Below are 24,015 nucleotides of genomic sequence, written 5' to 3'. Positions count from 1 at the left end.
GATTAACCATAGGAAACCTCGATATGTCTGAAGTCAGTAAGGTTGACATCGACGCTTTAGAAACCAAAGAGTGGCTTGAAGCGTTGGAGTCAGTGGTGCGTACCGAAGGGGTAGAGCGGGCGCAGTTTTTGCTGGAGCAAGTGCTAGAGCAAGCTCGGTTGGATGGTGTGGATATGCCTACCGGTGTGACCACCAACTATATCAATACTATCCCACCACAGCAGGAACCGGCTTACCCTGGCGATGTTAACTTGGAAAGACGTATTCGTTCGGTGATCCGTTGGAATGCTATCATGATCGTGCTGCGTGGCTCGAAAAAAGATCTGGAACTCGGTGGCCACATGGCGTCGTTCCAATCTTCAGCGGCGTTTTACGAAACCTGTTTTAACCACTTTTTCCGTGCACCAAATGAAAAAGATGGCGGCGATTTAGTGTATTACCAAGGCCACATTTCACCGGGTATCTATGCGCGCGCCTTTGTGGAAGGCCGTTTAACGGCTGAGCAACTGGATGGTTTCCGCCAAGAAGTCGATGGCAATGGTTTATCCAGCTACCCACACCCGAAACTAATGCCAGAATTTTGGCAATTCCCAACAGTATCAATGGGTTTAGGGCCAATCGCTTCCATTTACCAAGCCCGTTTCTTAAAGTATTTGCACGGCCGTGGTTTAAAAGATACCAGTGCACAGCGCGTTTATGCCTTCTTAGGTGATGGTGAAATGGATGAGCCAGAATCACGCGGTGCAATCAGCTTTGCCGCCCGTGAGAAGCTAGGCAACTTATGCTATTTAGTGAACTGTAACTTACAGCGCTTAGACGGCCCGGTTATGGGTAACGGTAAAATCATCCAAGAATTGGAAGGTTTATTCCGTGGCGCTGGTTGGAACGTGATTAAAGTGGTCTGGGGTCGTGGCTGGGATAAATTACTGGCAAAAGATACCACCGGTAAATTATTACAGTTAATGAACGAAACCATTGACGGTGATTACCAAACGTATAAAGCGAATGACGGCGCCTATGTGCGTAAACATTTCTTCGGACGTTATCCAGAAACGGCTGCTTTAGTGGCCGATATGACCGATGAAGAAATTTTTGCACTGAAGCGTGGCGGTCATGAGCCATCAAAACTGTATGCCGCCTTTAAAGCCGCGCAAGAGTGTACCGATAAACCCACGGTTATCTTAGCGAAGACGGTGAAAGGCTATGGTATGGGTGATGCCGCTGAAGGTAAAAACATCGCTCACCAAGTGAAAAAGATGGATATGACGCACGTGCTGCAATTACGCAAGCGCCTGGGTTTAGAAGATTACATCACTGAAGAAAAAGTGAACGAGTTATCTTACATCACCTTGCCAGAAGGCTCGCCTGAGTTGGAATACTTACACGCGCGTCGTAAAGCCTTACATGGTTATACGCCGGTGCGGTTACCGAACTTCACTAAGCCACTAACGCTACCTGAATTGTCTGCTTTTGACAGCCTGTTAGAAGAGCAAAAACGTGAAGTGTCTACCACCATGGCTTACGTGCGTGCGCTAAATATTTTGTTAAAAGACAAAAATATTGGTCAGCAAATTGTGCCTATTATTGCCGATGAAGCCCGTACCTTTGGTATGGAAGGCTTATTCCGTCAAATTGGTATTTACAACCCAGGTGGTCAGAACTACACGCCAGAAGATCGCTCGGTTGTCAGTTATTACAAAGAAGACGTGGGTGGTCAGGTATTACAAGAAGGGATTAATGAGCTGGGCGCCATGTCTTCATGGGTTGCTGCGGCCACTTCTTATAGCACCAACGATTTACCGATGATCCCATTCTATATTTACTACTCGATGTTTGGTTTTCAACGTGTTGGTGATATGGCGTGGTTAGCCGGCGATCAGCAAGCACGGGGTTTCTTATTAGGCGCTACAGCCGGTCGTACTACTTTGAACGGTGAAGGCTTACAGCACGAAGATGGTCACAGCCATATTCTGGCTAGCACAGTACCTAATTGTATTTCTTACGATCCAACTTATGCCTATGAAGTCGCGGTGATCCTGCAAGATGGTATTCGCCGCATGTACGGTGAAGCGCAAGAAAACATCTATTACTACATCACGGTAATGAATGAAAACTACCACCACCCAGCAATGCCAAAAGGCGCTGAGGAAGGCATTCGTAAGGGTATCTACAAGTTAGAATCTTTTAACGGCGGTCGCGGTAAGGTGCAGTTGCTAGGTTCAGGCACCATCTTAAATGAAGTGCGTAAAGCGGCTGATATTCTGAGCAAAGACTATGACGTCGCCTCAGATGTTTACTCCGTCACCTCGTTTAACGAACTAGCCCGTGATGGCCAAGATTGTGAGCGCTTTAACATGCTGCATCCTGATGCGGCAGAAAAAGTGCCCTATGTCGCCACAGTAATGAATAAAGCACCGGCCATTGCTGCCACGGATTACATGAAAAACTATGCTGACCAGATCCGGGCTTTTGTACCTGCTAATGCCTATAAAGTGTTGGGTACAGATGGTTTTGGTCGCTCGGATAGCCGTGAAAACCTGCGTCGTCACTTCGAAGTGAATGCCGGTTATATCGTGGTTGCCGCGTTAAATGAATTGGCGAAGCAAGGCGAGTTGAAAAAAGCGGTAGTGGCTGAGGCCATTAAGAAATTTGGCATCGACGCCGACAAAACCAACCCGCTGTACGCATAAGAGGATTTGTCATGACGATTGAAATTCAGGTACCGGATATCGGTGCAGATGAAGTTGAAGTTACCGAGATCCTGGTGAAGGTGGGCGATAAAGTCGCTGCCGACCAATCGCTACTCAGCGTGGAAGGTGACAAAGCTTCTATGGAAGTGCCTGCTGAGCAAGCAGGTGAAGTCGCAGAGATTTTAGTAAAAGTAGGCGACAAGGTGAAAACCGGTAGTCTGATTATGCGCTTTGCGAGTGCGGCTGCCGCAGCACCAGCCAAAGCGGAATCAGCGCCGGCACCCGCAGCAGCAAAAGAAACCGCTGCCACTAGCGAATTAAAAGAAGTACAAGTGCCCGATATCGGCGGTGATGAAGTTGAAGTTACCGAAGTGATGGTGAAAGTAGGCGACAGCGTAAAAGCGGATCAATCACTGCTTAACGTTGAAGGCGATAAAGCCGCGATGGAAGTGCCCGCTCCTTTTGCCGGTGTGGTGAAAGAAATCAAGGTGCAAACTGGCGCTAAAGTGAAAACCGGAAGCCTGATTATGGTGTTTGAAGTGGCAGCTAGCGGTGTAAGTACCGAGAAAGCTGAAACGGCAGCGCCAGCCAAGGCCGAGCCTGCTGCAGTACCCGCTGCCAATGAGTTAAAAGACGTGCAAGTGCCGGATATCGGCGGTGATGAAGTTGAAGTTACCGATGTGATGGTGAAAGTAGGTGATAGCGTAAAAGCGGATCAATCTATACTTAACGTTGAAGGCGATAAAGCGGCGATGGAAGTGCCCGCCCCGTTTGCCGGTGTGGTAAAAGAAATCAAAGTTCAAGCCGGTAGCAAAGTGAAAACCGGTAGTTTGGTGATGGTATTTGAAGTGGCCGGTAAAGCGCCTGCAGCCAGTGCACCTGCGGCTGAAAAAGCGGCTACACCCGCTCCGGCTCCTGCCAGTTCAGCCCCAGCTGCGGCTAGTACACCTGCAGCGAGCAACGATGGCTTTGTAGAAAACAGTGCCTATGCCCATGCTTCACCGGTGATCCGCCGTTTAGCTCGCGAATTTGGCATTAACTTAGCCAAGGTGAAAGGTTCTGCCCGTAAAGGCCGCATCGTTAAAGAAGATGTGCAGAACTACGTTAAGCAACTGGTGAAACAAGCGGAAAGCGGTAGCATAGCGAGTAGCGGTACAGTCACTGGCGGCCATAATATGGGGTTCGATTTATTGGCTTGGCCAAAGGTCGATTTTGCCAAATTTGGTGAAGTGGAAGCGAAGCCGCTATCACGTATTCAGAAATTGTCAGGTGCTAACTTGCATCGTAACTGGGTACGCATTCCGCATGTTACACAGTTTGATGAAGCGGATATCACCGGCTTAGAAGAATTCCGTAAAGAGCAAAATGCGCTGGCTGATAAGAAGAAAATGGGGGTTAAATACACGCCGTTAGTCTTCATCATGAAAGCCGTAGCGAAAGCTCTGGAAGAATTCCCCACCTTCTGCAGCTCGCTGTCTGAAGATGGCGCTAGCTTAATCATGAAGAAATACATTCACTTAGGTATTGCCGTTGATACACCCAATGGTTTGGTGGTGCCGGTCGTGCGTGATGTGAACAAGAAGGGCGTGATTGAGCTGTCGCGTGAGCTGCAAGAGATTTCGGTGAAAGCACGTGAAGGCAAGTTAACCTCAAGCGATATGCAAGGGGGGTGCTTCACTATCTCTAGCTTAGGTGGCATTGGTGGTACGGCGTTTACACCTATTGTTAATGCGCCGGAAGTGGCCATTTTAGGTGTCTCAAAATCTGAGATTAAACCGAAATGGAACGGCAAAGAGTTCGAACCGAAGCTAATGTTGCCTTTATCCGTTTCTTACGACCATCGTGTGATTGATGGCGCGTTAGCGGCGCGTTTTACGGCTACTTTGGCGGGTTATCTGGCTGATATTCGTCAGATAATCATGTAATAGCGTGCGGCAGCAGCGTTGAAACACGCTGTTGTCGCGGTTTAGGCGGCTAAAATTGCCGCTTTAGCCAAAAGTAGCGCGACAATGTGCGGCACGAATGTTAAAATTCAGCCACTTTTTTCGCCTGATAGCCGTGCCCTACACCGCGCTGTCAGAAAACCGACCCGATGATAAAAGGTAAAATGATGAGCAACGAAATTAAAACCCAAGTGGTAGTGCTGGGCGCTGGCCCTGGCGGTTACTCTGCGGCCTTCCGTGCGGCAGATTTAGGCTTAGAAGTGACGTTAGTTGAAGCACGCAGCACCTTAGGTGGCGTGTGTTTAAATGTTGGCTGTATTCCGTCTAAAGCGCTGTTACACGTTGCAAAAGTGATTGATGATGCACGTGATATGGCATCTCATGGTGTGACCTTTGGGGCACCAGAAATCGATTTAGATAAAATCCGTGCGTGGAAAGACAAAGTGATTGGTCAATTGACCAATGGCTTAGGTGGCATGGCAAAAATGCGTAAAGTAAAAGTAGTGAACGGCTACGGTAAGTTCACGGGCGCAAATACCTTACAAGTTGGCGACACCACCATTACGTTTGAACAGGCGATTATTGCTGCCGGCTCAGAGCCAGTGGCGTTACCCTTTATTCCAAAAAATGACGACCGTGTGATCGACTCTACTGGCGCGCTGGAATTAAAAGATATTCCTGGTGAAATGCTGGTATTAGGTGGCGGTATCATCGGTTTAGAAATGGGTACTGTTTACCGTGCGCTAGGTTCTAAAGTGTCTGTGGTTGAGTTTGCTGATCAGTTAGTGCCTGCAGCAGATGCCGATATCGTTAAAGCGTACACCAAGTACAACAGCAAAAACTTCAATATCATGTTGTCGACCAAGGTGACTGCGGTTGAAGCCAAAGATGATGGCTTGTATGTCACGTTCGAAGGTAAAAACGCACCGAAAGACCCAGTACGTTACGACAAAATCTTAGTCGCGGTAGGTCGTAAGCCTAACGGTAATTTAGTTGATGCGGCAAAAGCCGGTGTTAATGTTGACGAGCGTGGCTTTATTAATGTTGATAAGCAACTGCGTACTAACGTTGGCCATATTTATGCTATCGGTGATGTCATTGGTCAGCCGATGCTAGCGCACAAAGCGGTACATGAAGGTCACGTAGCGGCTGAAGTCATTTCTGGTTTAAAACACTTCTTTGACCCACGCTGCATCCCATCAGTAGCTTACACCGACCCAGAAATGGCCTGGACTGGTGTTACTGAGAAAGAAGCGAAAGAGCAAGGCTTAAAAGTAGAAACGGCTACCTTCCCTTGGGCCGCTTCTGGCCGGGCGATTGCCTCAGCGCGTACTGAAGGCTTCACTAAGCTGATTTTCGACAAAGAAACGCACCGTATCCTCGGTGGCGCTATTGTCGGTATCAATGCCGGTGAAATGTTAGGTGAGATTTGTTTAGCGGTTGAAATGGGTGCTGATGCCGAAGATATCGCATTAACCATTCATGCTCACCCAACGTTGAATGAGTCTATCGGTTTAGCGGCAGAGATCTACGAAGGTTCAATCACCGACTTACCCAACCCGAAAGCGAAGAAGAAGTAATTGTTTCTTCACTAAAAAAGGCGCCGTTCGGCGCCTTTTTTGTGTCTCGCTAAAACTAATTACGACGACGTAATCTTAATAACAGCAAACCGCCGGCTAATAACAGCGCTGTGGCAGGTGCTGGTACGGCAACATTAGGAGTGCCGACAACCACTCTTATGGCTGATCTCGCAACTTCACTTACATTATCAGACGCTCTGAGTGCAAATGTATATTCACCTGAAGCATCAGGATTAAAAGGACTTGAAGGCGCAACGTTAAAAGTCGGCGCACTTAAAGACAAATAATTAAATAGTAAGTTTTGTGATTGCTCTAGCTTGGTTGAACCTTGAAGGAAACCGAACCACGTATTTAAATTTATACTGCCATGGGTAGACTCATCATTTCCCACTGCTGGATTAAAATCGTACAAAAGTTCAAAATTATATTCATCTAAAACAGCAATATTTTCCAGATTTACATAAAAGTTAAAATTCCAAGTCGCGCCTGCGAATGATGAACTTGGTGGTGTGTTTTGACCGGGAGATGCGAAAAAAGTACCAGCACCATCATTACCTTCAGATAAATTTTCATAGCGGCCATGAGAAGATAAACCTAAAGTAAAGCCCCTAAAGTTAGTGATGGCTACAAAATCACCTGGGATGCCATCTCCACCAAATTCGGTATCCAGATAACCAAAACTGTCAAAAGTGGGAATGATAGGCGCTGCATACGAAGTTGTACTAACGGCACCGAATAAAGTCATAGCGGTTAGTGCTAGGCTAAATTTTTTAGTAATTGATTTAAAATTCAAAGTACATCTCCTTAACATGGATATGCTTATAAACTGGTTGCATAGTGCAATAGTACTAATCAGCAATAATTATGCCTTTATTTTTTTAATTTAAAAAACAATAGCTTAAAATTTTTTATGTTGGGTGTTGCCGGCAAAGTGTAAATAAACCTGACGAAAACCACACTAACGTCACTTTCCAATCAATATTTTCGTCTTGGTATTCGGCTAAAAATTAACCAGACCGAATTCAGCAGCTCTGGTTAATCGAAGTGTTAGTTGTTTACCGCAAAACAATGCTGCTTCACGTGTTCTGCAATGCCTACACCGGCTTCAGACATGGTTAAGTAGGTTTGATCGGCACCCGCGCTGATAATGTCTTTCGCTTCATCATCATGCATGCTGTGCGAAACGATAAAACCGCTAAAGCCAAAATCACGGAGTTTTTTTGCTGCGATAGATTTGGCCTCAACATCGTTCATGCTGAGGATCACTGCTTTGACTTGGCCAAAATCTAACCCCTGCCAGAACACTTGGTCTTCAGCATCAGCATAAAAAATATGGATGCCTTTTTCCTGATGTGCCGCTACTTTGGCGGGATCGGAATCCATGGCAATAATTTTGTGTGAATTGATTAAATAGCTATAAGCCGAAGTGCCGGTACGGCCCATGCCCATAATCAGTACCTCTGCATCGCCAAGCGACACCGGTTGCTCATCGGGGTGGTGGCTGTTACGTTCAAATTTAAGTAATCGATGACATAGTTTGTCATACAACGGGTGCGCAATACGATTCAGTGGTGCAGAGACGACAAACGATAAGGCGACTGTCAATGCTAATGGAATTAACCATTCAGGTAACACTACGCTGGCGACAATTAGGCCAAATTCACTGTAGTTAGTTAGGCTGATACTGGTTAAAAAAGCACTGCGCGCTCTTAGTTTAAACATCACTAGCAGTAAGAAGAACAGAATAGCTTTCAGCGGTAACAGTAAGGTCATGACCCCGGCAAATAACCAAGCATTTGCGTCTGGTAAGCCATCAATGCCTATTTGTAAAAAAAAGCCAACAAGGAAAAATTCTTTAATACTCCACAGTGACTTTGACAACTCGCCGGCGCGCGGATGCTTGGCTAACATGGCACCAAATACCAGCGCACCAAGTTCAGAGCTTAATCCAACCAATTCAAAGCCTTGCCCACCAATCACTAAAGCTAAAAGTAAGCCAAACAAAATCAGTAAGTCTTCATGGCCACTGGCGTCTAGCAGTTTATAGAATATTGGACGCAATAACGGTAAACCAAAGACTAACAGTGCCCAAGGTGAGGGTGTAGTGCCACTGGCTAAGCTCATCACTAACAGGGCCAGTAAGTCTTGCACAATTAAGATACCAATAGCCACGCGACCATGAAAAGCACGAAGTTCACGTTTACTTTCTAACACTTTAGCGGCGAGTACGGTGCTCGAAAAGGCTAAAGCCACTGCCAGCATCAGCGCCTGATACCAGGTCACGTCAAAGATAAACAGCGTTGCTGGCAGGATGAGTACAATAGATAACGCAAAGTGTAAGGTGCTGCCACCGAGTACTTCAGGTTTGCTTAAACTGCGGACATTAAGCTTTAAACCCACCGTAAATAACAGCAGTAATACGCCCAGATGGGCAATATGATGAATAATTGAAGGGCCTTCTGGTGGCATACTGATATTGGTAGCCGTAGCGGAGATAGCGAAACCTGCGATTAAGTACCCTATTAAAGGAGGCAAACCAATAGCCCGAACTACTAGGCCAAGCGAAAAAGCAAATCCTATCCAAATTGCCTCAAGCATGCTTATTCCTGTTTTATTACTGCGGTTTACATTAAGAATATCTTAAATTATTCAAAGATTAAAATGATTAGCCCGCAGATTAGACTTTTGTCGGGCAGTTGCTAACGTCAACACGGTGAATCTCAACATTATAGGTCTTGAGTAACAAGATGTTGATAGTGTTGGGTTTGGTTACGGCCTTGCTTTTTCGCTTGATACAGCGCGTTATCTGCTTGGGTGATGAGATGTTGCCAGTCTGGCTTGCCATCAGTATAAGTGCTAACACCAACACTCACAGTGGCTTTGGCTTGCTGGCAGTCAATGGCGCAGCTTTGCTCCACTTGTATTCTGATGCGCTCAGCAATGTGCAGCGCGGCCTGACTATCGGTATTTGGTAAACAGATTAAAAACTCTTCGCCGCCATAGCGAAAAATGGAGTCATAACCACGCAGTTCCGATTGTGCGACATAAGCGATATGTGCAATCACCCTATCACCGGCAACATGGCCATAGAGATCATTGACCTGTTTAAAATGATCAATGTCTAACATAACGAGACTACAACATTGCTTCAGACGTTGGCTACGTTGTAGTTCGGTTTGTAATTTTTCGTTCAGCAGCCAACGGTTAAACACACCAGTCAAGGCATCACGATCAGCAATGTGCTGCAAAGCGATATGCTGCTGTCGATAGACTAAATACAGGCAACTACCAAAGGTTAGCAGGCTAAAAGCGGTGATAGCAAAATAGCCAAGCCCAATCATTATTTGGCTGGAATGTTGCGTAAATATGCCTGATAAATCGAGTGAAAACAGAATGTAACGGCTGCAAAGCTGAATAATATTAAAAAGAAAAGCCATACTAAAACAGATATATACAGCGCGCAGCTCACGGTTTTTCTGGCGAATTAATAATCGCAGCGCCATAACGTTTAACACAATACTAATGGGCAAATTGAGCAATAAACGATTGGCCGAAGAGGCTTGTGCCAATTCGGTTAGGTTGATGGCATAGGTTAAAATGACAATAGCGAGTAACCAGCCAACCTTAAATTTGCGTTGTGTTTGTTCGTAAAGCCCGGCCAACAAAAATAAATAGATACCCATGTAACAGGTGTTGGGTATAGCCGGGTTGAGCCAATAGGGGAGATCAAAACCGGAACGGCTGAAAATACCAATTGTTGAGTTTATCCATAAACAGCTGCTCGCAAAAAACCAATACAGTAAAAACAGCTGCTTATTTTGTTTGTATAACAGAATAAGCAGGAAGCTGGCGGCGATCCCTAAAAACAGATTGACGTAATTCAGGGTCAGGATGTCCATACTTGCTGCTCCTGCGGCTAATCCAACATTTAATGTAACACAGTATTGGGTAATGAGTATGGCAAACAATTCAGACGGTAGAAGCCATTAGGGTAAGTTGCAGTGGCGATGACTCAACAATCATCGCTATGGGTTATCAGCTTTATCTTTGTTAGGAAAGTTCGTTACGGCAGCAGCATAACGTCGAGCCTGGCGTTAATTGCTGCTGTCACTGTTCGATTATTGATGTTTGCCTACTGTCCAATTATCGCAGGCGAGTAAGGCTGTAGCAGAGTCAATCGCACCTTCTTCTAGTGTTGTTGCCATCGAGTCATTCCAGCGATTGAGATAACCAAACAATGCAATAACGCCCATCATTTCCACAATTTCGCCGTCATCCCAATGTTTTTTCATTTCAGTTTGGATAGCCTCATCAACCGCGTTAGGCACTTGCGAGGCAGCGAGTGATAACTCAAGAGCGGCACGCTCAGCCGCTGAAAACGCCGGATGGCTGCGAAATGCCCAGATATTTTCAAGTTGTTCTTCAGCGGCACCATAGCGCTCTGCGGCACGAATGGTATGTGCCTGGCAATAACGACAACCGGTAGCGTTACTCGATACATAAGCAATTAAACGCTTCAGGGCAGAAGTTACTCGGCCTTGATTCGCCATGACTGCCATATTTAATTGGATAAACGCTTTAGCAATGGCGGGACGGTGGCTCATGGTCAGCACCGAGTTAGGGCAAAAACCCAGTGTTTCATTAAAAAACGCGGCTAACTCAGCAACGTCGGGGTTAGCATCGGCGGGTAGAGGGGGGATAAAAGCCATAGGGACAGTTCCTGTTGTTATTAGAATATGCGCATTCGGCGATTGATCAAAAAGAGCCTATGCCGGTGGCGCGTAGTTCATGCATTTACGGGCGTGGCAGCGCTTTACGTGGTCGAAATCGCTGCCACAGTAAGACAAAACCGGTCAAGCTAAAGAATAGCGCACTGCCAGAAAAGCCGATCAACAACGTAGTGTTCAAGTTACTGCGTTCTTGATAATCCATAATATGTAGCATCCAGAAAAAATCGAACAGGCGCCAACTGTCTGTTCGAACACGACTAATAGCGCCCGAGGCGGGATCGAGATAAAAACGGCTGTTGTCCTGATCATCAAACCTCACCAACCAAAGCGGGGCATGCAGTTGTTGAACTTCTTGGGGCAGCGTTAACAGTAATTCTGTGCTTTGCAACTGACCCGTACCTTGATACTGCGCAAGCGCAACCTGACGGATCTGTGTTTCGGTTAATGGCGGCAATAGTGTACCGTCGATCGCGCTATAGCGAAAAAGCTGATCTTGCTCGGCGACAACATAAACGGGGAGTGCCGTTAGCTTTTGCTGATGTAGGCTTAGATGCTGGCTTAAGCTCAGGTTAGCCGCGTTACTATGTTGCTGTAATAGTTCTGCAGGGCTTACTTGGGCGTGATGCCAATTTGCACTTATGCTTAGCCGTAAATGCTCACCACGTACTTGCTCGATGGGTAGGATAGCCATCACTAAACCACTTAAAAACCATAGCGTTACTTGCACTGCTAGCAATAAGCCAAGCCAATTATGCAGCTTACGACAAAAAATAAGCATAGTGTTAACACTGAAGAAATGATGACTTATAACAGCAGATATGGGCCTGTGCTGTAAAGCCTTATCTTGAATTGACTGCTCTTACCTGTCTCTGAGTGTGGTCATACCTGTACCGGAGTGCGGTCGGACCAGTATGCTGGGCAGGAAGAGCAGTTGTGGGGTGCAGGGTTACTCGATAAAACGATCACCTAGCAAGTTGGCGCCGAGATGGCCGGTTTTAACGTAAATCAGCGCGCCCTCTTCACGGGTAAAAGGGCTGTGGGTACTGTAGCGTGGATTACGTAGCCAGCTACCGGTAGGGTATTCTCCGTGTTCATCACAGAATAAGCCTTCTAACACCAAAATTTCCTCACCACCCGGATGGGTATGCGGGTTAAATTGTGTGTTAGGGGCCCAGCGTACTAAAGCAGTGTTAATGCCGTCATGTTCATGCAGAGGCAATACAGATAAACCGGGAACCATGCCTTGATACCAGCTGGCTGAGGTAGTTTGCTTAACCAGTTGTGTGGTATCGTCGGCGGCAAATTGCCAAAGTTTCACCAGTAAAGTACAGCCCTCGCGCGAAAAAGGCTGATGAGATGAACCGGGTGGGTTGCGAAGATAAGTCCCCGCAGGATAGTCGCCGTGCTCGTCGCTAAAAATCCCTTCAAATACAAAGATTTCTTCGCCACCATCATGCCGATGGCTAGTGTAACCTGCGCCAGCAGCATAACGCACAATGCTAGTTGCTCTGGCCACTTCAGCACCGGCGCGATCCAGCATCATACGGCTAACGCCAGCGAGCGGCGAAGCGACAAAACGGTAATCGCTTGGTCGCACCACCACCCGTTGGCTAAAGTCATTATTCACTTGCATCAGGTATTACCCGAAATGACAAAAACACAGTTTATTACCATCAGCATCACGCACATAAGCACCGTAGAACTTGCCTGGGATGCGTTGGCCCGGCGCACCGTCACAGTGGGCGCCTAAGCTAATGGCTTTCTTATACAACGCATCGACTTGCTCTTTTGAGCCCGGCGAAAAAGACACCATATTGCCATTACCTGGGTTTGGTGCTTCTTTATTAAATGGCACGCAAACACTTAGCATCGGTTGTGCCATGCTTTTGCCGAAAAAAACGATGCGCTCCATATCCATTAATGGTTTAGCGCCTAGCTCGCCAAGTAACTCGCCATAAAATGCTTTGGCTGCACTCAAATCACTAACGCCTAAAGTAATGTAACTGATCATGTTTAGCTCCAAATTTTCGTTAATGGGAATTCACTAAGCATCTTACGTTAAACTCCCTAAAATAGTGCACAGCTTATTTAATTAAATGCTTGCTAATGTATCTAAGACTTATCTTAACTCGCTAAGTATAAACGATGGCCATAATATTCTGCTGAGGTCGCTATAGCTGTAAGGCAGATCAGGCTATAGTGAGCAGTATTCGCCAAGGCGACTTGATAAGGACACCCTATGCGTTTTTGGACTTCGTTAAGCCGGCTGCAACAACGGCTTGTTGCTTTGTTTTTGCTGCTCGCTCTTGCGGCTTTGCTCTACACTGGCAGCTTACAGCAGCAGTTAGTCAATCCAGTATTGGCGCCACTTGATCAACAAGCGCAGCAATTATTAAAACGAGGCCTGTTATTAAGTAGTGCTTCTTTTGCCACCGCGCGTTTAATCGACCGCGGAATTGCGTTTGTATCAGAAGCGCAATTTAGTGTGGGTGTGGCCAGTATTAAACCCGGACAAATGCTAAAGCCGCTGCAGGATATGGCAGTACGTTATTCCGATTTAATGGTGTTGGCGATGACGTCGATTGGCTTGCAGTTATTTTTATTAGAGTTTGGCAAGCTCGCAGCGTTACCATTATTTGGTAGTGGTGTTTTACTCAGTACTGTTGTGCGTTTGTTTGGGCCGAGCAGCTGGCGCGAGGCAGCAACCTATTTATTCAGGATCTTTTTAGCTTTGTTATTGTTGGTCCGTCTCGGCGTGCCGATGGCCGCCGTGGGGGTAGCAAAGTTATCAGATTGGGTTATTGAACCACAACGTCAAGTTGTTGAGCTAGCGCTCACCACCGAAACCGCATCTTTGCAGCAAGTGGAGCAACCGCTAGGCGCACCCGATAGCGGTGCTTTGGCCTGGTTAAAACAATTAGCCGCCAATGCGAATGACCTATTTAATGCGGTGAAAAACTTCTCCGATGGTATGGTTGAAAAACTCATTCAACTGATCGTGTTATACAGTTTGCAAACCCTTATTTTTCCGCTGTTATCGTTATATTTATTGTGGCAGGCGGGCCGCTGGTTTGTTAGGCGTCCGCTACCGGCTTTTCGCCAAGCACTAGCGGTGCAACCACAAACTTAGAGGTATCATGCTATAGCGACTACGTGCCTAATGCGCATCGTGGGCTGCTTTGCATTTTTTAGGCAGTATCGGTTAATGTAAAAGCATGTTAAAAATGGATATACCGCAAAGGAGTTTGCATGTTAAAAGCGCATATTACACCTTACGCCAAAATGGCTTTGCTATTACTAGGGCTTAGTAGTTTAGTCGGTTGTGCGCAAGTGTTAGCTCAGCGTATTCATCAAAGCAAAAGTTACGCTGCCCCAGCCATTAAACCTGAAGTTATGCAGCGGTTAAATCCTAAGTTGCAACAGATCTGCGTTGGCAGTGAGCTTTGTATGCGTTATTGGCAAATACAGCCTGCGGCTGAACCTGCTGAGCGGTTAAAGTTCAGTATGAATGCCGAAGTCAATGCGGCGAAAAGTGTTTTAGCATTAGAGATTAATCGAGCCGACCTGATACCGCGCCAAGGTACCGTGTTATTGTTACATGGTTATCGTGGCAGTAAGGAATGGTTAGCATTAAGTGCGTTATATTTTCAGTATTTAGGTTTTGAAGTCTTGGTGCCTGATCTGCTGGGGCATGGTGAAAGTGATGGTGATGTTGCCTTTGGCGTAGCCGATGCTAAATTTCTACAACAGCTGACAGCAAAGCGCAGAAGTGATGGCCCATTACTTATCGTAGCGAACTCGATGGGCGCACTCAGTGCCGCTCATTTATTGGCAAGCAAACAAGAGGTTGCCGGCGTCATGTTACAAGCGCCGATGCAGTCTTTTGATATGGCTTTGCAAGGTTATGTTGCCATGAGTGAGCGTTGGTATCGCAAGGCTTTCTCAGAGCAGCAGCTCGTTGAGGCTGCTGAACTCGCCTTGGCTAAAGCCGGAGTTAGCGTGGCGCAAACCGATCTGCAACATTATAAAGCCCATTTCACCATGCCAACATTGATCTTAACGGCAGATAACGATTTAATTGCCCCTTACCAATTTTATGCTGGCTGGCAAGGGCCGCAATTTTATGTAAAGCAAGTTGCGGATCGTCATCATGCTTTGATGAGTGTGATAAGCCAACAAGAACACGAATGGGTGCAACAATGGTTAGCGTTAATTCCTGCTACACAATTGCGCTAAACCAAAGGCTCGCGCTCGTGCTCAATCTTTTTCGTAAGCTTAGCACCATAGCTTTTCAGAGCGCTTATATTTAGCAGATCTATAGCAGGTAAAGTATGCACAACCATATCAAAAAACTCTATCAGAGCGCGGCGAAAACAGAGCGGCGCATTATTGGCTTAATGAGTGGTACTTCATTAGATGGTTTAGATGTGGCGTTATGCCGTGTCAGCGGTGCAGGGCTTCAAACGAAATTAGTGTTAGAGCAGCATACCACTCTGAATTATCAAGACGATTACCGTGAGCGAGTACGCGCGGTTTTTTCAAAACGGGATGTTGACCTGCAACATGTGACCTTACTCAACGCCTGGATCGGCCAACAACATGGTGAGATGGTAAAGCAGTGCTTGGCGCAGTGGCAATTAACCCCGCTTGATATTGATTTGATTGCCAGCCATGGCCAAACCATTTTTCATTGTCCTAAGCGGCAACATCAGGATCCACGTTGGGGCAATGGCACCTTACAAATTGGTGATGCTGATCATCTTGCGGTAACAACCGGCATTACTACCTTCAGTGATTTTCGGCAAAAGCACATTGCGGCCGGGGGGAAGGCGCACCTTTAGCCGTGTACGGTGATTATTTGTTATTTAGTGCCGCTGATGAAAATCGCATTATGCTTAATATCGGAGGGATCGCTAATTTAACCTGGTTACCCGCCAATTTACGGGCAACAGAAGTTTTTAGCAGTGACATCGGCCCAGGTAATACGCTGATGGATGCTTATATCCGGCAGCAACAGCCCTCGGTGCAATATGACGAAGGTGCGCATTTAGCTTATCAAGGGAAGGTGTCTGAACCCTTATTAAACGCGTTGCAACAAGCGCCATTCTTTGCTGCGGCTATGCCAAAAACCACCGGCCCTGAGTTATTTAATCTGGGTTACTTACACCAAGCTCAACAACAAAGTCACACCCTAAATTTAGCGGCTGCCGATGTCATGGCAACGTTAAATCGTTTCAGTGCCGACAGTATTATTAATACGATCCGACATGCTATTCTGCCGAATAATTGTGTCATTTATGCCAGTGGCGGAGGTATTCATAACCCATTATTAATGCAACAATTAGCAGACGGTTTACCTGGTTTTCGTTTTGCGACCACCGCCGCGTTAACGATTCATCCTGATGCGAAAGAAGCCGTGTTATTTGCTTTATTAGCCAACGAATGTATTGCCGGAGGCGAGCAGCCCTTTGCCGACGCGGCAACAGGCTTTCCCAGTATTAGCATGGGCAAAATCAGTTTTGCAGATTAATAGCAAAACGACAGCTGATGCTGTCGTTTCAGTGTTATGCGAGTGATATAGCTTAACTCAGGCTGGTTATTGCGCTAAACGCGCTAATAATGCGGCAACTCTCTCACGGGTGGCGGCGTCAGTTGCATTTTGTCTTACTGCGTCGATATAAGGTTTTGCCTCTGTAGCGCGCTGTAAACTCACTAGCGTTTCTGCGAGTAATAAATTGATTTCATTATTGCTGCTTTGTTGCGCATACGCTTGATACAAGACCGCTAACGCTTGATCTGCTTGCTGGTTTTGCAGCAAAGCTTTGGCATAGGTCGTTAAGATTAGCGGTTCATTGCGTCTTAACTGGTTTGCTTTTGCGGCATGTTGTAATGCCAATGCGGGATCGGAAGTAAATAAAGCATTTGCTAGATTATTTTGTAAAAATGCATCGTCAGTGAAAGAGCCTGCCGCTAAGAGTTGCTGATAGAGCGTGCTAGCCTCAGGCCATTGTTGATGATTTATATGATGCTCGGCTAAGAGTCGCTTGACCCAAAAATCGTTGGGTTGCAACTGCAAGTGTTGTTGCGCCAGAGTGGTAAAGCGCTCATTGAATGTGGCTTGCCGGGATAACTCGTATGCCATACCCCATGCACGTTGAAAGCGCGGGTTTTGCTCAATACTTTTAGAGTAATTTTTAAAGGCTAATTCTGGGTTTTGCTGTTGCTCAGCTAACATACCCGCTAACAGATAATAGTCGGCGGAGCGCACTTGGCGTTGTGCTAGTTGTTGCAGGCGCTGTTCAGCTTGTTTTAACTGAGTAGTATCAAGTTGCAGGTTAATCAGCTCATAGTCATAAATGAGGTTGTCTGGCGCCAGTTTAATGGCCGTAGCAAAACTATTACTAGCATCTGCGTAGCGTTCAAGACGTTTTTGTAATAGGCCGAGTTCATAATAGTGGTTATCGTTCAAGTCAGCTAATTGAGCAAATTGGCTAACTTTTTCTTGCGCTTCGGTTATTTGGTTTAACGTAATCAGTGTATTGGCTTCAAGCAATAATAAATCTTTAGCCATAAACTCTCGCCTCAAGGAGCGTTGGATCAGGCCTAATGCTTCTTTTTGTTTGTTAACCGAAAAATAATGTGCCAATAACAGATTCAGACTGGGGCGGTGATGCTGCCGATTGACGATCTTGACTAAACGCTCAACAGCCTGTTCGCTGTTATTGGTTTGCAGTTCTACTTGCGCTTGCAATACTTGCAAGGTGTCGTTTTGTGGTTGCAGTTCAATTAACTGCTTAAGCAGCTTGGCTGCAGCAACAAAATCTCTTTGTAATATCAGTAAATTTGCTTGGGTTAATTGCCCAGGGAAAAAATCCGGTTTTGCTTGCAGTAGTTGCGTGAGTTGTTTGTCGGCTTCGGTTAAATCGCCCGAACTGACTAAGATACCGGCATAAATGTTGCGATAGGTTGGATCTTCGGGTTGCAGTGCCAACAGTTGTTGAGCGAAGTCTCGTGCGCGCGGAAAATCGTTCAAATCTTTCGCTAATAGAGTCTTACTTAACAATACTGATGGCTCGGCAGTAAAAGGACTATCGTTTAAATAAGCTAATGCAGCAGCAGGGCCGAGTGTTTGTCGCTTAAGCTCTGCATCCAAAGCGGCCATTTCGGCATTGTCAGGGAAACGTGCCCGCATCTCAGTTAACATTTGTTGTGCAACATAAGGGCGTTGTTGTTTAATGGCCAACAGCGCATGTTGTAATTGCAGCGGCGCATAATCTTTAATATACGCTTTATTATCATCTAAAAATTTAACGGCTGTACCGACCAATTCGTTTCTAATGTAATAATTGGCAACGATATCTATGGCGTTTAAATCATTAGGTTTGAGTTGCAGATAATTGTTAAAATCTTCAATCGCTAAAAATTCATTATTATTTAAATAATGTAGTGTTGCACGCAAGAATAGCTTATCGGGTTCGGCTTTAAAGTACTCTGCTGGCATACCGATTAAATCGGCATGTAAGGTTTGTATGGATTCATTAACCGCTGTTTTATCCTGTAATGCCGTTACCATGGGCAAGGCAAAACGTAGATAAGCATCGTCTAATCCCATGCTAGACAGTTGCTCTAAGGCGTTTCTTGCATCACCTAGCTGCCCAGTTAAAAATTGCACCGTACTGATCGCTCTTAATAACAAAGGGTTGTTCGGGTCAAGCGCTAAACCTGTTTGATAATGAGCAATGGCCGCGGGGTAGCGCTTTTGAATAAACGCTAGATGGCCCAACTGAAGTAATGTTGCTGAATTGTTCGGCTCCAGTTGTAAGCTTTGTGCTAATAATTCGGCAGCGCGATCTTCAGCTTTTTCTGCCAGTGCTAACTCGGCTTGCGCATTTAATAAGTTAACATTTTGCGGAAAAAGTGTGGCAGCCGTTTTGAGGGTAGAACGGGCTTGCTCAAGATCGTTTGTTTGCAGGTCAAGTGAAGCGGAAACGAGTAGCCAATTAAATTTTTGCGGCTGCCGAAGCTCGCCGTATTTTAGCATTTCTTGTAATTTGTTTTTTTGCCGTGACAATAAATACAAATAACTTAATTCATCACTGATTAAGTTAATGTCGGCACCGTCAGTCAGTGCGCCTTCAAAAACGTTTAACGCTTCTGCAAACAATTGCTGCTGCAGTAAAATTCGCCCATATAAAATTTGTGCCGCAAGGTTATCTGGCGTATCGCTGAGCACATTTCTAAGGTAAATAATGGCTGTTTTGTTATCGCCTTGTTTGTGTAATTGCAAGGCGTTGTCGTAAGTGTATTTGCTGCTGTCAGCATAGGTTGTTATTGAGACGCAGAGTAACAGCCCAAAGAGAAGACGATACAAGCTAAGATCCTTATTGCAATCAGCGAAAAATGGTTGTAAGCAATTATAATATACCATAACTAAAAAGGGGCCGAAGCCCCTTTTTTAACGCTGTGTACGGCGGCGATTTCGATACATAAGGCCAAAAATACCGGCGGCGAAAAGTGATAGGGTGCCTGGCAGTGGCACATCTTGCGCATTATCTGGTGATGTTGGTAGGGCGGCGAGCTTAGCAGTAATGCTGCCAAATTTCATTGCATCATTTAAACAAGATAACTTACAAGAACCGCTGTCAAATGCAGCGTTGTATGCACCGATCAACCAATATTGACTGCTAACACCTTTAATATTTTGAGTAGAGTAGCTCTCAGTTCTACTACTGCTTTCAAAAATATACGGTGTGTTGATACCTGTATTGGCGTAGCTCGCTTTTACAATTGCAGCGCTTGCAAGTTGGGTAAAATTTAAGGTTGGACTCGAAATGTTGGTAAATGGGTTGCTATTAAATGTAGCTATAGAAATATCGCTATCCATTCCTTCAGTTACCCAAGTATTAGTAAGACTTAACAATTCGACGGGAGAAGGAAATTCTAAAAAAATAAAATCTAAGCCTTTTTTGTTATCAACAGTATGGCTTTCGTCTGAATTTGTTCCATAAATTTGTACGCCATATTTGCTATCAAGAATTAGCTTATGTGCTGAAATTATGTTTGATGCACTATCAGAAGACTCAGAAGACCAGCCTGAAATAAATGCATTGGCGCCTGAAGCTGACGTTAACGTTATTTTGTTTGCACCTGTAACGCTTTTTGTCGTTGCAGGTGTAAAACTCCATGTCTCTGTTGTGCTCGTGGTTGTAGAGGCCAGCACAGAGGTTGATAACAACGCAGCGCTACATAACACCCCGAAGGTGATTTTTTTAATTGCTGATAGCATAAAGTTTAACTCTTAAATGATAATGTAAATAATAAAGCAAAAAGCGTACCAAATCTTAAGTCATTGATAGTTATAGCTTAGGGTTTTAACTTTTAAAGTGACTGTAAAAATTGTTGACGATTTTCATCAATGTCAGCCGGCAAATAAAACTGTTGCTGACACACTTTTTACAATAAAACGGTTATCAAACTCCTATTTTTAGAGTATTTGAAGTTATTCGCAACGCTCGTTTGTCTGCAAAATAGTTAATATATAACCAGCCTATCTTATATTTTGTTGCATTATTATATTAGATACAATGTGTTAGCTTTGGTTAGCAGGAACAGCCCACAATAAAAAGCCGATTACCACTAACTGGATCATTTGTTATTTTCACCATCAGTATTTTTACGTTTGCGCTAGCAAAAAATAGACTAGGTTAAATGTAAAGCTTGGCAACTCGCATGTTTCATGCAATGCAAGCTGCCAAACTGACGTTAAGTAACGTTATGCACGTTTACTAACACTTAAGGATTATAGCTCACATTCAACGTTACGCCACTAAAAGTACTATAGGCACGAATGCTGATGTGCCACGTTGTCGCGGCGGGGTTGCTGATACTGCAGGTTTCATTGTTTCCCTGTAAATAAGGGCGACAATCAAAGCTGCTGGTGGTTGGCCGCGCGCCGCGTCTGACGTACAGATCGGCATCTCCTGTTCCGCCAGCGATGCTGGCAGTAAAATTCTGCATGCCGGCCGGTATGTTAATGGTGTAATGCAACCAGTTATTGCGACTAGCAGACAGATTGGGCAGCGTATTGCTACTGCCTGTGGCGCCTGATCCTGAGCCTGTTGCGGCAAGCACTGCGGCATTGGCATCAACTAAGCCGACACCACAACCAGAGCAGCTTGCAGGGAAACTACGGGCTGAGGTTTTCAGAATATCTTCAATTTGATCCGGGGTAGCGTTCGGTTTGGCTTGCTTGATTAACGCAGCAATACCGGCGACATGCGGTGCGGCCATCGATGTGCCTTGGCTGTACCCATAGCTGTCATTGGCGGGTGTCGTTGAACCGCTGTTGTAAGTAGATAATACGCCACTTGGATCATTGGAAGAAGACATCGCGCCACCCGGTGCGGCGACATCAACACTGCTACCGGTATTAGAATAATACGCACGACCACCCTGGCGGTTTGTTGAGGCAACGTTGACTACACCAGTGCAATTACCTGGATTAAAGTTATTGGCATTACCATTGTCATTGCCTGCGGCAACCACTATTACTGTACCGCGGCTGCGCGCTTGATTAATGGCATTTTGGGTAGTGCTATTACAGCTACCTGAACCACCCAAGCTCATGTTAATGACGCTGGCAGGGTTGGCATTGGCGGGTACGCCAGACACTGAGCCCCCTGATGCCCAGATAATGCCGTCTGCGATATCGGAGGTGTAGCCACCACACTTACCTAAGACTCTAACCGGCACCACTTTAGCGTTAAAGGCTACACCGGCAACGCCAGTATTATTATTACTGACTGCGGCTACAGTACCGGCAACATGGGTGCCATGCCAACTGGACGCTCTAAACGACGTTGGTTGACCACCGCCACACTCGCCGACATTCGTCCAATCACCCGGATCGCGGGCATCGCTGTCGCGGGCATTACCATCGTTACCAATAAAGGCATCAGAGATCATGTCATAGCCTGGTAACAGGTTGGCATTTAAATCGACATGAGGCCGATAGCCGGTATCCAGTACCGCAACCACCACGCCTTGGCCTGTTGCCTTGTCCCAAGCCGCTGGCGCTCGGATGCCGCCGGTGTTTTCATAATAATGCCATTGGTTCGCATATTGGGTGTCATTAGGTGCAAGGGTCGGTTGCAGTAACATGTCTTCTTCGACCAGTTCTACATCATCATCTTGGGACAATTGATTGAGTAATGTCTCCGTTTCCGCGGCGGATAAGCGGCGCTCGGCACTGAACACCGCGTGTTTTTCTAAGGCCGTTTCGCGCACAAATTTTATTTTTTCACCTGCGCGTTGACTAAAGCGCTCGGCTTTCGCTTGCATCCGTTCGGCTTTGCGTTGCTGAGCCATGGTGGCTGGTAGGCTCTGTAGCATAGTATCGGTGTTGGTTTCTTTATATTTGATGATCACGCGGGTAACAGGACCAGTTGAAGTGTCGTTATCCTGATTTGCAATCGCTGCGGTGTTGAATAATGCACCGGGTAAACAAAGCACGGCTATTGCCGTTAATTTAAACTTCTGAGTAAGCATGGTATGACCTTTTTTATAATGTTGTTATTACCTGGATGTAAGGTGATGCGAAATGAATGACAACTTCGCAACACCGCTATTATTAATAGGACAAACTTGGCGTAGCTGTAAATCAGCAAAATCTGTATAAAATGAGCTGCTTATGTAGCTATAGCGGTATGCGGCCCCAAAAAAGGTCTTTTTTAAGCATAATAAAAAAAGGAACAAGTCATAAGCTACGCCTGCCCAATCGGAACTGTAAATATTTTGTAACAATGGAGTTTTATTCTAAATAGTTATAGATTTCTCATTTGGAGAGCAAATTGAATCTAAAGAAGGCACAATTACAGCAACATCAACTAGTTATTTGGTATTAGCAGATAAAGAGTACTATGTTGATTTGCACTGGACAGCTTAGTTTGATGCGCCATACTCAACAGCATAGTGGTGAGGTTAAGCGTATATGCCTGATGAACATAAGAATGAAATTGTACCTATCCTCTATGAATGCGGTATCGCGAGAATATGTCCACGCTGAGTATTGGCACAACACCATAGTGGTCAATACCGGCGATATTTCTGCGGTCAATTTTGATTTAAGCATGTTAAAAAAACAGCGTTTATATAAACAGGGCTATAGCACTGCGATGGCGATTGTAACGAAAAAACTTCCAAAATTTTTCTGAGCGAGCGGTTAAACAGCTCGATCAAAATGAAATTAAATTACATTTTTATTAATTTTCGTATTGCTTGAATAATGGGCAACCTAAATGTCACTTAGTTTTATTTGTTGTGGCATGCCTTTATTATATTGATTTTATTGGTTTATATTTTTCATGGTGAAAAGGTCTTTAGATTTTCTATTATAGATTAATTTAATTAATCTATTCATTCATTTCTTCTCGTTTGTCGGAATTACCATAATCTTGTAATTTTATTACGTGCCCAGCGATAGTGGCACATCAAATTAATTTTGCAGGAGAGACCAGACATGACTATTTCAACTCGTAAATTTATTACCCGTATGGCGGTGGTACTGTTGTCGTCAAGTCCATTGCTCGCTTCTGCCGCGAGCACAGGCTACAAGATGGCTTTAATTGATAATGCACCTGGCGCTGAATATATTCAGGCAGGTCAGTACGACAAGGCCATTGCTTCCGCCCAAGCGCCGTCGCAGGCTGATGCTGAGTCGTTTTATGGCCAGGTTAGCTTATGTGTCGCTTATAGCCGGATGAACGAATTAGCCTTAGCTGCCACAGCGTGTGACAACGCCGTATTTCGTGCCGCAACCTTAAAAGCGGTTACGGGTTCAGCTAAACGTGAAATGCGCGCTTTAGCATTGAACAACCGCGGTGTGATTAAGTTATTATCGGGTGACAAAGTGGCGGCATTACAAGACTTTATGCTGGCAGTGCGTTTAAACGATTCCGCTTTAACCGCGGCTAACTTAGAGCGTTTAACCTTCAGTATCAATGAAGGTCAAGAAATTGCAATGCAAACTGCTGAATAGCTTGTGTTTGCAATCAAAAACGCCTGGCTCAATGTC

Annotated in this window: 17 protein-coding genes and 1 pseudogene; 8 read left to right on the top strand and 10 right to left on the bottom strand. The window is 45.4% G+C overall.

The genetic code is table 11. From position 1 onward, the window contains the following. Positions 1-23: 23 nt before the first annotated feature. From aceE to lpdA, 3 genes are all read left to right on the top strand, one after another. Positions 24-2,690, top strand: coding sequence for a pyruvate dehydrogenase (acetyl-transferring), homodimeric type (aceE, locus tag ACUJFK_RS16865; protein WP_226751959.1), 2,667 nt, complete (start codon positions 24-26; stop codon positions 2,688-2,690). Between the two features lie 11 nt (positions 2,691-2,701). Continuing rightward, the gene (gene aceF / locus ACUJFK_RS16860) at positions 2,702-4,615 is read left to right on the top strand and encodes a pyruvate dehydrogenase complex dihydrolipoyllysine-residue acetyltransferase (protein WP_445425557.1); all 1,914 of its coding nucleotides are present in this window, start codon (positions 2,702-2,704) and stop codon (positions 4,613-4,615) included. A 185-nt stretch (positions 4,616-4,800) separates the two neighbouring features. Continuing rightward, complete coding sequence (gene lpdA, locus ACUJFK_RS16855) at positions 4,801-6,213, top strand: dihydrolipoyl dehydrogenase (RefSeq protein ID WP_226751961.1); 1,413 nt, start codon at positions 4,801-4,803, stop codon at positions 6,211-6,213. 55 nt (positions 6,214-6,268) lie between these two features. Here the strand turns inward: lpdA and ACUJFK_RS16850 are convergent, their stop codons facing one another. The 7 genes from ACUJFK_RS16850 to ACUJFK_RS16820 form a co-directional block, all read right to left on the bottom strand. After that, a complete protein-coding gene (locus ACUJFK_RS16850; protein ID WP_445425556.1) occupies positions 6,269-7,006 on the bottom strand; it encodes a PEP-CTERM sorting domain-containing protein in 738 nt (245 codons plus the stop codon). Positions 7,007-7,260: 254 nt separating this feature from the next. Further along, entirely contained in the window at positions 7,261-8,811 is a 1,551-nt protein-coding gene (locus ACUJFK_RS16845; RefSeq protein ID WP_445425555.1) for a cation:proton antiporter domain-containing protein, read from the bottom strand. Positions 8,812-8,939: 128 nt separating this feature from the next. Next, positions 8,940-10,112: a GGDEF domain-containing protein gene (locus ACUJFK_RS16840; protein WP_445425554.1), complete on the bottom strand. Its 1,173-nt coding sequence runs from the start codon at positions 10,110-10,112 to the stop codon at positions 8,940-8,942. A gap of 219 nt (positions 10,113-10,331) precedes the next feature. Continuing rightward, complete coding sequence (locus tag ACUJFK_RS16835; RefSeq protein ID WP_445425553.1) at positions 10,332-10,922, bottom strand: carboxymuconolactone decarboxylase family protein; 591 nt, start codon at positions 10,920-10,922, stop codon at positions 10,332-10,334. Between the two features lie 85 nt (positions 10,923-11,007). Beyond that, positions 11,008-11,721: a PepSY domain-containing protein gene (locus tag ACUJFK_RS16830; RefSeq protein ID WP_445425552.1), complete on the bottom strand. Its 714-nt coding sequence runs from the start codon at positions 11,719-11,721 to the stop codon at positions 11,008-11,010. A gap of 168 nt (positions 11,722-11,889) precedes the next feature. Beyond that, positions 11,890-12,576, bottom strand: a complete 687-nt coding sequence (locus ACUJFK_RS16825; RefSeq protein ID WP_445425551.1) for a cupin domain-containing protein — start codon at positions 12,574-12,576, stop codon at positions 11,890-11,892. Between the two features lie 6 nt (positions 12,577-12,582). Next, positions 12,583-12,954: a VOC family protein gene (locus ACUJFK_RS16820; protein WP_445425550.1), complete on the bottom strand. Its 372-nt coding sequence runs from the start codon at positions 12,952-12,954 to the stop codon at positions 12,583-12,585. A gap of 228 nt (positions 12,955-13,182) precedes the next feature. Between ACUJFK_RS16820 and ACUJFK_RS16815 the strand changes: the two genes are divergently transcribed. The 3 genes and pseudogenes from ACUJFK_RS16815 (at position 13,183) to ACUJFK_RS16805 (ending at position 16,473) form a co-directional block, all read left to right on the top strand. Beyond that, positions 13,183-14,073 carry a hypothetical protein gene (locus ACUJFK_RS16815; RefSeq protein ID WP_445425549.1) on the top strand — a complete coding sequence of 297 codons (891 nt, stop codon included), beginning with the start codon at positions 13,183-13,185 and terminating at the stop codon, positions 14,071-14,073. 119 nt (positions 14,074-14,192) lie between these two features. Next, on the top strand, positions 14,193-15,179 hold the full coding sequence (locus ACUJFK_RS16810) for an alpha/beta hydrolase (RefSeq protein ID WP_445425548.1): 987 nt from the start codon (positions 14,193-14,195) through the stop codon (positions 15,177-15,179). A gap of 95 nt (positions 15,180-15,274) precedes the next feature. Continuing rightward, a pseudogene (locus tag ACUJFK_RS16805) lies at positions 15,275-16,473 on the top strand (anhydro-N-acetylmuramic acid kinase). Positions 16,474-16,539: 66 nt separating this feature from the next. Here the strand turns inward: ACUJFK_RS16805 and ACUJFK_RS16800 are convergent. The 3 genes from ACUJFK_RS16800 to ACUJFK_RS16790 all read right to left on the bottom strand — a co-directional run bounded on the left by ACUJFK_RS16800 (position 16,540) and on the right by ACUJFK_RS16790 (position 22,490). Next, on the bottom strand, positions 16,540-19,314 hold the full coding sequence (locus ACUJFK_RS16800; protein ID WP_445425547.1) for a tetratricopeptide repeat protein: 2,775 nt from the start codon (positions 19,312-19,314) through the stop codon (positions 16,540-16,542). 84 nt (positions 19,315-19,398) lie between these two features. Next, positions 19,399-20,229: an exosortase-dependent surface protein XDP1 gene (gene xdp1, locus ACUJFK_RS16795; RefSeq protein WP_445425546.1), complete on the bottom strand. Its 831-nt coding sequence runs from the start codon at positions 20,227-20,229 to the stop codon at positions 19,399-19,401. Positions 20,230-20,735: 506 nt separating this feature from the next. Then, entirely contained in the window at positions 20,736-22,490 is a 1,755-nt protein-coding gene (locus tag ACUJFK_RS16790; RefSeq protein ID WP_445425545.1) for a S8 family peptidase, read from the bottom strand. A gap of 461 nt (positions 22,491-22,951) precedes the next feature. On the opposite strand from ACUJFK_RS16790, the gene ACUJFK_RS16785 reads away from it, so the two are divergent. Both ACUJFK_RS16785 and ACUJFK_RS16780 read left to right on the top strand, forming a co-directional pair. Continuing rightward, a complete protein-coding gene (locus tag ACUJFK_RS16785) occupies positions 22,952-23,155 on the top strand; it encodes a hypothetical protein (protein ID WP_445425544.1) in 204 nt (67 codons plus the stop codon). 305 nt (positions 23,156-23,460) lie between these two features. Continuing rightward, on the top strand, positions 23,461-23,979 hold the full coding sequence (locus ACUJFK_RS16780; protein ID WP_445425543.1) for a hypothetical protein: 519 nt from the start codon (positions 23,461-23,463) through the stop codon (positions 23,977-23,979). The last annotated feature ends 36 nt before the right edge of the window (positions 23,980-24,015 follow it).

The sequence above is a fragment of the Alishewanella sp. HL-SH06 genome (genome assembly GCF_052656265.1).
This window is presented reverse-complemented; position numbering and strand designations above follow the sequence as displayed.

Coding starts and splice junctions, on each gene's coding strand:
- ACUJFK_RS16840 (WP_445425554.1), bottom strand. CDS start 10,112: ATGGACATCCTGACCCTGAATTACGTCAATCTGTTTTTAGGGATCGCC.
- ACUJFK_RS16845 (WP_445425555.1), bottom strand. CDS start 8,811: ATGCTTGAGGCAATTTGGATAGGATTTGCTTTTTCGCTTGGCCTAGTA.
- aceE (WP_226751959.1), top strand. CDS start 24: ATGTCTGAAGTCAGTAAGGTTGACATCGACGCTTTAGAAACCAAAGAG.
- ACUJFK_RS16810 (WP_445425548.1), top strand. CDS start 14,193: ATGTTAAAAGCGCATATTACACCTTACGCCAAAATGGCTTTGCTATTA.
- aceF (WP_445425557.1), top strand. CDS start 2,702: ATGACGATTGAAATTCAGGTACCGGATATCGGTGCAGATGAAGTTGAA.
- ACUJFK_RS16780 (WP_445425543.1), top strand. CDS start 23,461: ATGACTATTTCAACTCGTAAATTTATTACCCGTATGGCGGTGGTACTG.
- lpdA (WP_226751961.1), top strand. CDS start 4,801: ATGAGCAACGAAATTAAAACCCAAGTGGTAGTGCTGGGCGCTGGCCCT.
- ACUJFK_RS16790 (WP_445425545.1), bottom strand. CDS start 22,490: ATGCTTACTCAGAAGTTTAAATTAACGGCAATAGCCGTGCTTTGTTTA.
- ACUJFK_RS16825 (WP_445425551.1), bottom strand. CDS start 12,576: ATGCAAGTGAATAATGACTTTAGCCAACGGGTGGTGGTGCGACCAAGC.
- ACUJFK_RS16815 (WP_445425549.1), top strand. CDS start 13,183: ATGCGTTTTTGGACTTCGTTAAGCCGGCTGCAACAACGGCTTGTTGCT.
- xdp1 (WP_445425546.1), bottom strand. CDS start 20,229: ATGCTATCAGCAATTAAAAAAATCACCTTCGGGGTGTTATGTAGCGCT.
- ACUJFK_RS16820 (WP_445425550.1), bottom strand. CDS start 12,954: ATGATCAGTTACATTACTTTAGGCGTTAGTGATTTGAGTGCAGCCAAA.
- ACUJFK_RS16785 (WP_445425544.1), top strand. CDS start 22,952: ATGAAATTGTACCTATCCTCTATGAATGCGGTATCGCGAGAATATGTC.
- ACUJFK_RS16830 (WP_445425552.1), bottom strand. CDS start 11,721: ATGCTTATTTTTTGTCGTAAGCTGCATAATTGGCTTGGCTTATTGCTA.
- ACUJFK_RS16835 (WP_445425553.1), bottom strand. CDS start 10,922: ATGGCTTTTATCCCCCCTCTACCCGCCGATGCTAACCCCGACGTTGCT.